9 protein-coding genes are annotated in these 14071 nt (G+C 44.4%); 6 read left to right on the top strand and 3 right to left on the bottom strand.

Features of this window, described 5'->3' with window-relative positions; all coding sequences use genetic code 11:
- Nucleotides 1–24 precede the first annotated feature (24 nt).
- Nucleotides 25–1053, top strand: a complete 1029-nt coding sequence (locus A6J60_RS04995; protein ID WP_096065002.1) for a cell division protein ZipA C-terminal FtsZ-binding domain-containing protein — start codon at nt 25–27, stop codon at nt 1051–1053.
- A gap of 156 nt (nt 1054–1209) precedes the next feature.
- On the opposite strand, the gene A6J60_RS04990 is transcribed toward A6J60_RS04995, so the two are convergent.
- Nucleotides 1210–2085 carry an SDR family oxidoreductase gene (locus A6J60_RS04990; protein WP_096065001.1) on the bottom strand — a complete coding sequence of 292 codons (876 nt, stop codon included), beginning with the start codon at nt 2083–2085 and terminating at the stop codon, nt 1210–1212.
- A 338-nt stretch (nt 2086–2423) separates the two neighbouring features.
- Here A6J60_RS04990 and ligA point away from each other — a divergent pair, with 338 nt between their 5' ends.
- The 4 genes from ligA to A6J60_RS04970 all read left to right on the top strand — a co-directional run bounded on the left by ligA (nt 2424) and on the right by A6J60_RS04970 (nt 7382).
- Nucleotides 2424–4493, top strand: a complete 2070-nt coding sequence (ligA, locus tag A6J60_RS04985; RefSeq protein ID WP_096065000.1) for an NAD-dependent DNA ligase LigA — start codon at nt 2424–2426, stop codon at nt 4491–4493.
- 236 nt (nt 4494–4729) lie between these two features.
- Nucleotides 4730–5359 carry a LysE family translocator gene (locus tag A6J60_RS04980; RefSeq protein WP_096064999.1) on the top strand — a complete coding sequence of 210 codons (630 nt, stop codon included), beginning with the start codon at nt 4730–4732 and terminating at the stop codon, nt 5357–5359.
- 260 nt (nt 5360–5619) lie between these two features.
- Nucleotides 5620–6879 (top strand): NAD(P)/FAD-dependent oxidoreductase, encoded by a 1260-nt coding sequence (locus A6J60_RS04975; RefSeq protein WP_096064998.1) that lies wholly within the window; start codon nt 5620–5622, stop codon nt 6877–6879.
- Nucleotides 6880–7043: 164 nt separating this feature from the next.
- Nucleotides 7044–7382 (top strand): RidA family protein, encoded by a 339-nt coding sequence (locus tag A6J60_RS04970; RefSeq protein WP_096064997.1) that lies wholly within the window; start codon nt 7044–7046, stop codon nt 7380–7382.
- 124 nt (nt 7383–7506) lie between these two features.
- Here A6J60_RS04970 and A6J60_RS04965 read toward each other — a convergent pair whose 3' ends face one another.
- Nucleotides 7507–8205, bottom strand: a complete 699-nt coding sequence (locus A6J60_RS04965) for a hypothetical protein (RefSeq protein WP_096064996.1) — start codon at nt 8203–8205, stop codon at nt 7507–7509.
- 567 nt (nt 8206–8772) lie between these two features.
- On the opposite strand from A6J60_RS04965, the gene A6J60_RS04960 reads away from it, so the two are divergent.
- Nucleotides 8773–9687, top strand: a complete 915-nt coding sequence (locus tag A6J60_RS04960; protein ID WP_096064995.1) for a DUF808 domain-containing protein — start codon at nt 8773–8775, stop codon at nt 9685–9687.
- A gap of 101 nt (nt 9688–9788) precedes the next feature.
- Here A6J60_RS04960 and A6J60_RS04955 read toward each other — a convergent pair whose 3' ends face one another.
- Nucleotides 9789–13928: an Rne/Rng family ribonuclease gene (locus A6J60_RS04955; RefSeq protein WP_096064994.1), complete on the bottom strand. Its 4140-nt coding sequence runs from the start codon at nt 13926–13928 to the stop codon at nt 9789–9791.
- Between the last annotated feature and the right edge of the window lie 143 nt (nt 13929–14071).

The raw sequence follows: 14071 nt of genomic DNA, 5'->3' as shown, positions 1-14071 counted from the left end.
GCTTAACTGTAGGACGCGTATATCATGACTACCGTACAATATATTTCCATTATTTTTGCTATTGCTATTATGGTGGTCGGTTTATACATGATTATTCGTGGTATAAAAAAGCAAAAGCAAACCCGACTCGGGGCAGAGCAGGCGCTGACGCGTGACAAAAACGGCATTCCTATTGTGCCACGTAAAGAGCGACAAATTCCTGAAGCTCAGCAGCAATCTGACATCGACCACGACGCAGAGCAACAAGAGCTTGAAGAAGCCAACTTAGCCTTTGAGCAAGCCAACAGTCAGGTTATTCCTCAATATGACGCTCAATCTGCTGAGCCTGAATATCAGCATGCAGAGCAGAATTTCGATCATGCCTCTGAGAATCAATATAGTGGCCAGCACAGTATAGAGCAGTTGTTAACAAAAGACTCGCAACCGATTGATGAGAATACTGCTGCGGTAACAGCTGCCGATGATTGTGAAGATGATGTGTTTTCAAGCTTGGCCTCTGCCACTGAAAAGCTGATGCCAGTGATTGAAACTGCAGAAGAGCCAACCTTCGAGGCCAATAGCCCAATGCTGGATCAGCATTTATTAGCTGAAGCCGATCATGACCAAAACAGTCCTCTTAACCATGCGCAAGAGAACGTTAATATTACACTGATACCAGCCAATGAATACGAAACCATTGATGGTAAAAAGATATTGGCGTTGGTTAAGCAGTATGGCTTGAAGTACGGGGCGATGAACATGTTCCATCGCTATGAGCACAAAGACGGCTCTGGTATTCTGTGGTTCAGTATGATGGGTATTAATGAAGATGGCATAACGCCCTTTGATTTAAATGTTTTACCAACTTCTAGGTTCAATGGATTGGTGCTGTTCTTATCGTTGCCACACCCTAAAGCGGTGCAAGGCTTTGACAGCATGATGAGTGTGGTGAATCTAATCTCTAACGATCTTAATACCTTGATATTGGACGAGAATAACGAAATCTTAACTCGTGAGCGTCGTCATCAGTTACGTGCGCAAGTACAGCAGTATCAAGCGGCTAACAGTCCTTAATTATAAGGTCTTAATTGTTAGGCCTTAATTGTTAGGTGTTAAGCCAGTTTTTAGTAAATTCAGATTGATAAAAAGCCGCCTTTTACGCGATAAAAGGCGGCTTTTTTAATGCAGTATTAGATAAATTTTCGGTTTTAACCAACTAGGCTTAACCTATTAGGTTAAACGTGTCAGCATTGATAACGGTAAGTGCTTCATGGCCTTACCAACAAACATCCACGGTAAGGCAGGGACGCAAGCTTCTTCAACCCCAGATTCAATAGCTGCAACTAAGGCTTTACTACCCGTCTGCTCATCCACTTCAAATGGCAGTTTTGGTGCACCTTCATTGATTTCAGTACGGATATAGCCTGGATAAAGCGTAGTAACTTTGATCGGTGGGTTATCGGCCAGCATCTCGGCACGAATGCCTTCTGCCAAATGCGCCAATCCAGCTTTACTAGCAGCATAGACTGTCAAATGCTTGGGCATGCCGCGTAGTGCTGACATGCTAGAGATGGCAACCAAGTGACCGTAATTTTGTTCACGGAATATTTTCATCGCCGCTTCGCATTGTGCCAACGCTGAGATAAAGTTAATCTCTGCCGTTTTGCGATTGATGTGAAATCGATCGGTACCAACACGGCGACCTTCACCGACACCGGCATTAACAATGACTCTGTCTATATTGCCAAAGCTGTTTTGAAACTCGGCAAATACTTCAAATACGGCATCATAATCACTGACATCTAAGGCACGATACTCAACCTTTACTTCTGGATTGTCCGCTTCAATGTCTGCTTTAAGCGCTTCTAAGCGTTCTGTACGACGGGCGCAGATGGCTAGGTTGTAGCCCATTTTTGCAAAATGAGTGGCCATTGCCGCGCCAATGCCAGAGCTGGCGCCAGTGATTAGGATGGTTTTGCCTTGTCCTACTTTTTCATCAATTAGCGGATTAATATTTTGATTGAGCAGGGATTTGCCTTCTGACAGCTTGTGTCCGAGATGGCGTGTTAACTGATGTTGGAGATTGCTAAACAGTTCTTTTTTCATAACAGTCCTTGTTGGTTGGTCTTATAGCTGTATAAATTGATACAGCGCTTAGATTGATTAAAATGATTAGAGTAATTAAATGCATAAAGGGTATTTAATTTTAACTAATTATGCGCCTTTCATTGCTATCTGTCTGCTATTAAAGGTTATTTTTTATGTAATACAGCCTCTAATGATAATCAGCAAAATAAAGACAGGATAGCGTGAAAATTGTTATCATAACCCAGCTTATTTAATACCGATTTATTCTAATTCTATTGAAGCCTTTAATATTATAATTTGTTCGTTTTTTAACTTGTTTATCTTTTAAATTTAACTTCTTTGATAAGACAGCGATAATGACTAAAACTAACACAGATATCAAAAATGCGCCAAATTTAAGCCCTGAACAGCAGCAGATTGTCGCAAAAATGCGCACCCTGATTGCAGAAGTGCGTAAGCATAATAATGCCTATTATGTGATGGATGAGCCGGTCATCAGCGATAATGAATATGACCAGCTGCGCTTAAATCTGATACAGCTTGAAGAACGTTATCCGGATTTGACTCAGTCAGACAGTCCAACCGCCAGCGTGGGTGATGATCCGTTGCCGTCATTCTCACAAGTTGAGCATGACATTCCGATGCTGTCGTTGGGTAACGTGTTCAACTTTGACGATCTGACTGAGTTTATGCGCCGCGTCAATGATCGCTTAAGCAATGCCAATCAGAATCCTGAATACGAAGTAGAGATGAAGCTCGACGGGCTTGCGGTGTCTCTAAAGTATCACAATGGGCAGTTTGTTCGTGGTGTGACGCGTGGTGATGGTCAAACGGGTGAAGACATTACTCAAAACGTGAAAACCATTAATAATATCCCGTTAGTGATTGAAGAAGCCCGCGATATCGATGTGCTAGAAGTACGCGGTGAGGTGTTGATGCCAAAAGCAGGCTTTAAGCGCTTGAACCGTTTGGCAGAAGAAAATGGTGATAAAACCTTTGCTAATCCCCGCAACGCTGCAGCGGGTAGCTTGCGTCAGCTTGATCCGGCGGTTGCTGCCAGTCGTCCATTAGCCTTTTATGCTTACTCAGTGAACCAAGGCTTACCAGAGGATATTACGCGACAGTCTGACGCATTGAGCTGGCTTAAAGAACTTGGCTTTACGGTGAGCCGTTTTGAGTTGGTCAAGACTGCTGAGCAAGTGCAAACCTATTATGAATCGATGATAGAAGAGCGTGACAGCTTGGCGTTTGAAATCGACGGTATGGTGATTAAGGTCGATGACCTAGCACTACAAAATCAGCTTGGCTCGCTATCACGTGAGCCACGCTGGGCGACAGCTTATAAATTCCCTGCTGAAACGGTGATGACCAAGCTCAATGCCATCGAATGGCAAGTGGGGCGTACTGGTCAAATCACCCCAGTGGGTAAGCTTGAGCCGGTCCAAGTCGGCGGTGTTACTGTCAGTAATGTGACCTTGCATAACTTTGGTGAGATTCAGCGTCTTGATGTGCGAGCCGGCGATACGGTGAGTGTACACCGAGCAGGCGATGTGATACCAAAAGTGACTAAGGTGTGGCACGAGTTTCGCCCTGATGATACTCAGCCAGTTAAGTTGCCAAGCAACTGTCCGGTTTGTGATTCACCTGTGGTATTGCCAGAAGGGGAAGCATTGGCGCGCTGCTCAGGCGGTCTATTCTGTCCGGCGCAGCAGCAGGAAGCCTTGATTCACTTTGTGTCCCGTAAAGCAATGGATATTGATGGACTTGGTGAGCGCTGGTTAATCAGTTTCTTTGAGCACGGCATTGTCAAAACCGTGGCTGATATTTACCGTTTGCATCAGCACCAAGATGAGCTGATTAATTTTGAAAAACTGGGTGAAAAATCGGTCAGTAATATGCTCAGCGCTATTGAGGACAGTAAAGAGACGACCTTAGCACGCTTTATTTACGCCTTGGGTATTCGCGGTGTGGGTGAAACCACTGCGCAAAATCTAGCCCAGCACTTTGGTGATTTGCCACAACTGATGCAAGCCAGTATTGAACAGCTGCTAGAGACGCAGGATATCGGTACCATTACTGCAGAGTTGATTTACGACTTCTTCCGTGCAGAGCACAACGTCGAGGTGATTGAGGCGCTGCAAAGCCAAGGCGTGCACTGGGAGCCAGTTGAGCAGGTAGCCTCTGATGATTTACCACTTGATGGCGAGACCTGGGTGATTACCGGTACCTTAGTCAATAGTGGCATGGCGCGTGATGAGGCCAAAGCCAAGCTACAAGCATTGGGCGCAAAAGTATCGGGCAGCGTGTCATCTAAGACCTCGGCGTTGTTGGCCGGTGAGAAAGCAGGCTCTAAGCTGACCAAAGCCGAGAAGCTGGGTGTGCGCGTGGTATTAGAAGATGAGTTTTTGCAGATGATTGGGGAGTAGGGCAAGCGCTTTATTTTATAGACTCAACGTAGCAGTAAAACTAAAAATAACCAGTACGGTCTTAGTATTCGCCTTGATGGTCAAGACCAATCAAGGGAGCTAAGACCGTGTTGTTTACCCATGATTTTATACTGATTAAATGGCGTGGTTGGTATGGTAAGTCAACAACGTTTTGTTTGAGATAACCTGTTTATGGATGACGGGTTAAATAGAATCACGATTTATTAAGGACAATCATGACCATCACTAGCCTTCAGCTACTTACCTTCATTATCGCGGTATTCGTCTTTATTATGACCCCAGGTCCGGGTGTGTTTGCAACTATTGCCAAAGCGATGACCCAAGGCGCATGGTCAGCTTTGCCACTGGCAATTGGACTTGCCGCAGGGGATACCATCTATATGGTATTTTCAGCGTATGGACTCAGCGCATTAGCGACCAACTTTAATACGGCATTTACTGTGATCAAAGTGGTCGGCGCCGCTTATTTATTTTATTTAGCTTATAAAATGTGGACCACTGTACCGCCTAAAATTAACACAGCTGATGTGTTGGTAAAACAGAAAAATCAGGGTGCTAAAAGTATATTGTCAGGATTTTTAATTTCTATTAGTAATCCAAAAGTCATTTTATTTTATGTCAGTTTGCTGCCCAGTTTTTTTCCAATCACCGAATTGAACGCGTTAGATATTACTGCTTTATGTGCGGTTATTTTTATTTGGGCAATCATTTGTATGATGATATATGCCTTTATGGCAAGTTATGCACAAAAGCAGTTAAAAAGCTCAACAGCACGTCAGCGATTTAATCGAGTCGGCGCATCATTTATGGGGCTGGCAGGCGCATGGCTAGTTGCAAAAGGCTAATGCTGCCTTTGTTTTAATTCCTTTTATTTCAGCCTATTACAGCACGTAATTAAGACAGCCAAAACCAGTCTAAAGTTGAGCAAAACATAAAGCCATTATCAATTGATAAACTCAATCAAATAATTTTCCCGCTTCGCCTATAATAGCGTTATTATAAAAGGATAGGCTGCATTATTAGCTGCCGCCTATCTGCTTATTTTTCGGTCAATTTTTCTGTAAATCTATTTACCTAGCTTCAAGCTCGGTCGCAAGGATATTATATGCAATACGACGTTATTGTGATTGGTTCAGGAATGGTAGGAACCTCTATCGCGTGGCACCTACAAAAAAATAATTCTAAAGTATTGGTTTTAGACAAAAAACACCCAGGTGAAGAGACCTCTTATGGTAACGCTGGTCTGATTCAGCGTGAAGCCGTCTTCCCAAAGGCGTTCCCAAGACAAATGGGTGAGATCCTAAGAGTATTGCCTAACACCAGTACCGATATTCGTTATCGTTGGTCGGCTATCTTTAACTATCAAAGTGCGCTGTATCAATATTGGACCAACTCTAATCGCAGCAAGCTTACTAAAATTGAAGATGAGTGGGCGACCCTAATTGAGCACTGTACCAGTGAGCATGACGTCATGATTCAAGAGTCAGGCGCAGATGACTTAGTACGTAAAGGCGGCTGGTTTGAGATATACCGTACCCCAGAAAAATTCGAAGAAGCCAAGCAACTGGCAATCAGAGCTGAGCAAAAAGGGGTTCAGTATCGCCTGCTTACCCCTGAAGAGCTAAAAGAATATGAGCCGAACGTCAATTTTGATGACTTTATTGGTGGTATCCATTGGCAAAACTCTTGGCAGGTCAAAAACCCAAGTCAATTGGTGAAAAGATACGCTAAGAGCTTCGAGCAGATGCAAGGTCAGTTTAAGCAAGCCGATGTGACCAATGTTGCTCAGACAGAAGAGGGCGGCTGGCAAGTAACCGCGACTATCGATGGTGAAGATGTGACTTTTGATAGTCATCATGTGGTGATTGCGGCGGGTCCTTGGTCGAATGATTTAACTCGACCTTTGGGCTACAACTTCCCATTGTTCCCAATGCGTGGCTACCATCAGCACTTTAAAGTCAGTGAAGCAAACCGCATTGGCCACAGCTTGTTTGATGCTGAAAAAGGTTACTTAATGGGCCCAATGGAGCAGGGTATTCGTGTAACCACTGGCGCAGAAATGACTACGATGACAGCGCCTAAGAACTTCGGTCAACTTGAAGCGGTATTAAAAATTGCACGTCATGTATTGCCGCTTGAAGATGCTGTAGAGTCTGAAGCCTGGTGTGGCTCACGTCCTTGTATGGCAGATATGAAACCTGTGATTGGCCCTGGCTATAAACACAACAACTTGTGGTTCGCTTTCGGTCATGCGCATCAAGGCTTCACTTTAGGCCCTGCAACAGGCCGCTTGGTCGAAGAAATGATCAACGACAAGCCACTGTATGTCGATGCGACGCCATTTAGTGCGGAGCGCTTTAAATAAAATAAGTGCTATAAAACTTATTGTCAAAGCAGATGATGACTGGGGTAGCGTTCGGTTAAGGTAGTATTAATCGCTGCCAATCTATAACTTAAATCAGTCTGAGTCTGCTTTGTGTTCAACCCGTCAAAACTAACCTTTCATTCATCACTAAAAAGACAAAATCAATGCAAAAATTACATAGCAATCAACGCATGAGCAAAATCGTTATCCACAACGACACCATCTATCTATGTGGCCAAGTGGGTAATGCCGAAGATGATATCTCAGCGCAGACCTTAACCTGCCTTGAAAAAATTAAAGCCCTACTTGAAGAGGTAGGCAGTGATAAGTCTAAAATCTTATCGACCACAGTGTGGTTAAAAGACATGTCGGACTTCGCAGCCATGAATGCGGTTTGGGATGAGTGGTTCAGTGATGTGACACCGCCTGCGCGTGCTTGTGGTCAAGCAGCCTTGGCTCGTCCTGAGTTATTGGTTGAGATGATCGTAACTGCTGCTGCCTAGTTTTTTATTAAGCTAATAAGCTGAACAGATAGTATTTTATAAAATAAAAACAGCCCTGTACTGGATTAGTGCAGGGCTGTTTTTTAATTGTTCTATCTTTCTAGCGTTTTATATTTGACAGCAGTTATTCAGACTCTGATTCAGATGCATTCGGTGTGTCTGCAGTCGAAGCAGTAGTTTCTTTAGTTGCAGGCATCTCTGAAGTCACTTTAATTGGTAAAATAAGACCACGTGCAAATTCATCTGCAATCACATAATCATGCTCAACAGCAGTGACATTGGGGGTGGTATATATGGTTAGCGTCGCTGTTTCTGGCGAGAAGTTATGTGATAAATAGCTATCACCTAACTGATCGAGGATTTTTTCTAACGGCTCATTGCTGGTCATGCCAAGTGTTAGGCTATGCTGCGCCTGCTGAGGTGTTATATTTGAAAACGATGCTTGAGATTGTACCGCGCTGCTTTGTTGCTCAAATGGATAATTAAAGCTGGCTGGATCGATAGGACTTACACCTGAGTCGACCGCTTTCCAGTCAATGCTGAGCTGTTGATTGCGAGTAGAAACCATCGGCTCAGTGTTTGCCGCCTCACTATCAGAGCCTTGATGCAGCTGTGACTCAGAGCCATTACTTTCAGTGGTTTCTGTCGCAGTTTGAGTCTCAACATCATTAACTTCAGAAGCGTGTGTTTCAGCGGCTTTATCTGCTGGCTGACAGCCTGATAGCAATAGCATCGAAGTACAGATGCTTACCATAAGAGCGCGCGCACCAAAGCGGGCTGTGTTGGCTTGTTTGATTGCGCCTATAGAAAGTTGCTCTGTCATAATTGGGTTTCCATTTAAGCGCTATTGAGAAGTGCTGTTTAGAGAAGGATTATTTAGAAATGACCTTAGGTCCAGTTCGAATTGGATTTTAACATCTTTAGTATATGTGATAAAGGTAGCAACCATTTCGACAATAAGCACTTTTTTGAACTCTGCTAGCCTTTTAAATAGACGCTTACAAGCACTACATGAATGACATTTATTATAAATTATGGATAGGTCATAGGGTGGCAATAGGCAGTCTAGAACGTCTAATGCACTACCAAAACCTGTCAAAAATTTACAATCGACATCTGATTTTTGCCAGTGTACAGGTTACACTAAGGCAAAATGACAGTCTAATCAGGGATAAAACGATTCAATGAGCTATTCGATCCAATAGTAATGAGCTATTCAATCCAATAGTTTTGTTGAAGAAATAACAGCGATTGACTGAATAATATTGATAAATCAACGCTAAAAATATAGTGTTATAAGCAAATAGTATAATTAGCGAATAAACAAATTAAAAAACATATTTTGAAGTCAGGATAAATGCTACTGAGTTCAAAGCATTAAGGAGATTGTATGGCAGGTGGTAGTTTATTGATGCTACTCGATGATATTAGTTTGCTCATGGACGATGTAGCCGTCATGACTAAGGTGGCTGCGAAAAAAACGGCTGGTGTATTGGGCGATGATTTAGCGCTAAATGCTGAGCAGGTGACTGGTGTTAAGCCAAGCCGTGAGCTGCCAGTGGTATGGGCAGTGGCAAAAGGATCCTTTATTAATAAGTTGATTCTGGTACCTGGGGCATTACTGATTAGCTATTTTATTCCTTGGCTGATTACACCCTTATTGATGATGGGTGGTTTGTTTTTATGCTACGAGGGCGCTGAAAAAGTAGTGCACAAGTTTTGGCCAAGACTATTACCTCACGATGAAGAGCATGAAGCTCGCAAAGCCGCCAATGCTGATGAAACAGTAGACTTGGTTGCTTTAGAGAAGAATAAAGTAAAAGGCGCTATCCGTACTGACTTTATCTTATCTGCCGAAATTGTGGTTATTGGTCTAGGTACCTTAACCACAGCCAGCATGGTTGATAAAAGCATTGTGTTATCGATATTGGCAATTGGTGTGACCGTTGGTATCTACGGCTTAGTAGCAGGTATTGTGAAAATTGATGACGTCGGCTTGCACTTAATGCAAAAGCCAGGTGCTAGCGACTTTACTAAGAAGTTTGGTCAGATGTTACTTTCAGCTGCTCCTAAACTGATGAAGTTTTTGTCTATTGTGGGTACCATCGCGATGTTCTTAGTTGGTGGCGGTATTATTGTGCACGGCATCAACTACTTACATCATGCCGTTGAAGACATTGCACATTTGACCGGTGTGTTTGAAGGAATGTCTAACACCCTATTAAATGGTCTAATCGGCTTTGTGATTGGTGCTATTGTATTGACCATCATAACCATGATACAAAAAGCGCGTCATGCGCATTAATGCATTGATTACCTAATTAACGCATTATTTGATTAATGAACTCAATAAAAAATAGCCACTGTTCAACAGTGGCTATTTTTTTATTGAGAGCTATTTAAAGATTAGCTGTCTGAATCAGACGACTCATCGCTTGCCGGTGTTGATGTTGGCTTTTTACCATCATCTTTAGCCTTGCGACTGCGTGCTTTTGGCACTTTTGGCGACGTCAGATTCAATAGACCCGTCTGAGGCAGTAGCTGTTCAGAGATGTTCTCGATCATGCTCTTGTAAGTCTCAATGCTGGTTTTATTTGACGTACCGGCTGACTGCTGAGGCTGCTCAGCTTCAGTATCTGCAGTATCATTGGCATCCTCTTGCTTCTCTGCCGCTACTTCTAACGGGGTAGGCTCGATAGATACATCGTTATCATCAGACTGCTGCAGGCTGTCGTTATCAACAGCATTAGCCTTTGCTTTAGGCGCATCAACCACAGCTTCGGGAACCTTAGTATCAACTGACTGTGCTACTGATATCAGCACATCCCAAGGTTGACGCAGTGCTTTTAAGAAGGCAGCTTCGGTTTGACCTGATGTCACCATGTCGTCACCTTCTTGACCAAGTACTTTACTGATGAAGTTACCAACATTTAGCTTCAGTAGGTCAGCCATCGCTTGTGCAGGCGATGGTTGAGCAGCAGCCGACTCTGACTGAGTAGCTGTGGCGTTAACATCAGCTTCTACGCTATCTGCCTTGGCTTTCGCGTCATCAGCGCTGTCTTCACCATCATCACTAGTGACAGGCGGCGTATAATCAGGATGTTGTCCACGTGGGTCATTAGCGGCACGTGCTCCTATTGGGGTAGGTGCCACTTCTGTTTTACCCTGCGCCACATTATGCGCCGCTACTGCTGACGTCATCTCCGCAAAGCGCTGTAAGTAGCTCGGCGATAAAGACTGGTAGCCGTAGTTCACAAAGCTAAACGCCTGCAATGACTCTGCTGCTGCCGCTGAAGCTTCTGAGGTTTTAGCAGCAGGCTTAGCTTGTGAGCCTGAAGTTTCTTTGTGCGCATTTAATGCCGCTAGGAAACAAGCAATCACCCCATCTTTGGCCAGACGCATGCGTGGTTGTGCTAAGTGGGTGTGAATAAACTGACCCACAGAGCCAGTGATTTTGGCAGTCACAGGCTCAGCTGCTGGAGTAGCGGATGCTTGCTCACTGATTTGACGCTGCAGTGACGCTTTAATCACACGAGGGTCGTTGGCCGCTTTACCAAACTTCTTGGCTGCGACATAACGATCAGCAAACAGACTTGAGACATCGAAGCTTAACGTGGCAGCATCGTTGTCTGCTTCTGTGGCTTCTGTGGCTTCTGTGGCTTCTGAGCTATTAGCATCAGTGCTAGCCTGAGCAGGGGCTGAGTCAGCTAGTTTAGCAGCTGGCTGCTCATTTGATTGCTGAACAGCATTGTTATCAGCACTTGATTCAGCGTCAGTTGCTGTCACTGCTTGCTCTGGCTTGGCCTGCTTTTGCTCAGCTGCGGTAGCGTCTGCTTCTGACTTAGTCACTTTATTAGAGCTGCTGTCAGTGACGTCTGCTTTATCGCTACTAGTGGTAGACTGCTTGCTAGCCTCTACATCAGCCTGTTTAGCAGTTTCTTTGCTAGCATCTTGCTTAGTCTCAGACTTAGCTTGAGCTGGTTGCTGCTCTGATGCTGACTGAGCGTCTGACTTGGTTGTCGCTTTTGATTCAGTTTTAGCCTCTGCTTTAGACTCGTCTTTAGCGCTGTCTTTCGCGTCATCCAATGAGATGTGTACCACTTCTGGTTTTTTCAGAGTGACTTCTGCTTCGGTGACGCGTAGGTTGACCTCATTAGGATCAATATTGCGGTCATTACCTTGAGCGGCATTGTCTTTATTGTTATCAGACTTATGTTGATCAGATTTTGAATGGCGTTGACCACGAGAGTCTTGATCATTGCCATTAGACTTGCCTGGCTGCTTGGCTTCACCACGCTCAATTGGACCACGTGAGTCGCGTTTGCTGTTTGGCTCGCGTCTTGGTAAGTCTTTGCTTGATGAGGCCTCTTGAGTCGACTTGTTAGCGTCTACTGAGCTATCCGACTTTTTGTCGTCTTTTTCTGGGCTGCGACGACGGTTGTCTGGCTTGCTGCGTTTGTCATTTTTATGACGGCTTCGGTTGTTGCGAGGGCGGCGACGATCTTTATCTGAGTCACTGCTGCTCTTATTATCCGAGCGATTGTCATCTTTAGCATCGCTACCACTGTCATTTTTATTGTCAGCTGACTTGTTATTCGACTGAGCAGTAGTGGCTTGAGCTTGCTCTTGGGTTGCGACGATTGGCGCAGCAACTTGACCGAAAGCGCCACGGCTTTGCGCGCCAGTATTAACAATGGCTTCGATCGCTTGTGCCGCATCAGCACTGCTCACAGTTGAGGCCATTTGAGCTTGTGGGGTTGGTGCAAATAAGTTTGATAACCAAGCCACAGCTGCAGGTTTGGCCGCTTCAGCTGCTGGTGCGGTTGCCGTGTTTTGAGCGGCAGTTGGCGGTAGCTGCGGATTAGCAATCGCACCTGTGGTATTGGCAGGCTTGTTCGCCTTGCTTGCAGGCGTATGTGCTTGCGCTGTATTGCTTTGAGTCTTATTGTCTTTTTGACGCGGCTGACGCACCGGCTGCTGTTCTGGACGTTCTGATTCAGCGGTCTGCCAGTCTACATCATAGCCTAACGCACTGGTTTCTTGCTGCTGAGTATCGGTAACACGCTCATAACTGGCAGGTGCAAAGCCATGATGGTTAAAGTGCAGATTAAAGTTTGGTGATTCTAAGTGCGCGTGTGGCAAGATGGTAATACGTGTGCCACTGTCTTGTTCTAAATAAACCAAACTTTCACGTTTTTCATTCAATAAGAAAGCGGCGATATCAGTCGGTACTTCCGCTTGAACTTCGCCATGACGCTCTTTTAAGGCAGTCTGTTCAATCTGACGCATGATAGACAAAGATAACGAGCGCAAATCACGAATCATGCCATTGCCATGACAGCGTGGGCAGATATAACCGGTTGATTCTTCTAAAGAAGGACGTAAGCGTTGACGGCTCATTTCCATCAAGCCAAAGCGTGAAATCTCACCAAACTGAACGCGTGCACGGTCGTATTTAGTAGCTTCAACCAAGCGTTTTTCGACTTCTTTTTGATGCTTATTGTCATTCATATCGATAAAGTCGATAACAATCAAGCCGCCCATATCACGTAGACGTAATTGACGTGCGATTTCGTCAGCCGCTTCTAAGTTGGTGTGATAGGCAGTTTCTGAAACATCAGCACCTTTGGTAGATTTGGCTGAGTTAATATCAATCGATACCAATGCTTCGGTTTGGTCGATAACAATTGAGCCGCCAGAGGGTAGGCGTACTTCGCGTTGATAAGCGGTTTCAATTTGACGTTCAACATTAAAGCTTGAGAACATTGGCTCAAATTCGGTGTACTTACGCAGCTTTTCGATCTGAGTTGGCATCACTGCTTTGATAAAGGTTTCAGCTTCAATAAACGCTTCTTCGTTATCAATCCAGATTTCGCTAATGTCATCACGTAAATAGTCACGCACGGCACGAGTGACCACACCGGCTTCTTGATGCACTAGGCGTGGTGAGCTGTATTTTTTGTTTTGGTCTTGAATGGCGTTCCAGATATTAAGCAGATGGTTTAAATCATGCTGCAAATCGTCTTGGGTTTTGCCGATACCAGCAGTACGTACGATAACGCTCATGCCTTTCGGTAAATCTAAATTACCCAGCATGCGCTTCATGTCTTCACGTAGCTTGCCTGAGATTTGACGAGAGATACCGCCGCCTTTAGGATTATTTGGCATTAATACCAAGTAGCGGCCGGCCAAAGAGACGTAAGTTGATAGAGCAGCGCCTTTATTACCACGCTCTTCTTTTTCAACTTGAACGATGAGCTCATCGCCTTCTTTGATTAATTTACGGATGTTTTCTTCGCGTGGGTTGCCTGATAAATATTCACTGGCAATTTCACGAACGGGTAAGAAACCTTGACGCTTTGAGCCGTATTCAACAAATACCGCTTCTAGTGAGGGTTCTACACGGGTGACGTGACCTTTGTAGATGTTGGCTTTTTTCTGCTCACGCGTACGGTTTTCAAGATCGAAGTCATAAAGGTGATTGCCTTTACAAAGGGCAACACGAACTTCTTCGTTGTGAGTGGCGTTAATAAGTATGCGTTTCATTGGTGTATCCTAGTTTAGGTCATGATACACAATGGTTGATACTTAAGAAGAGTAGAGTAGGATGTTGGCAACAGGTTTTATGGTAGGTGCATCATTTTAATCAAAAAATACTTTTAATTAATTGTTAATTAAAAAGTTTTATA

Origin of the sequence: Psychrobacter sp. FDAARGOS_221, assembly GCF_002313155.2 — a bacterium.
In the GTDB taxonomy this organism is placed as follows: Bacteria; Pseudomonadota; Gammaproteobacteria; order Pseudomonadales; family Moraxellaceae; genus Psychrobacter.
This window is presented reverse-complemented; position numbering and strand designations above follow the sequence as displayed.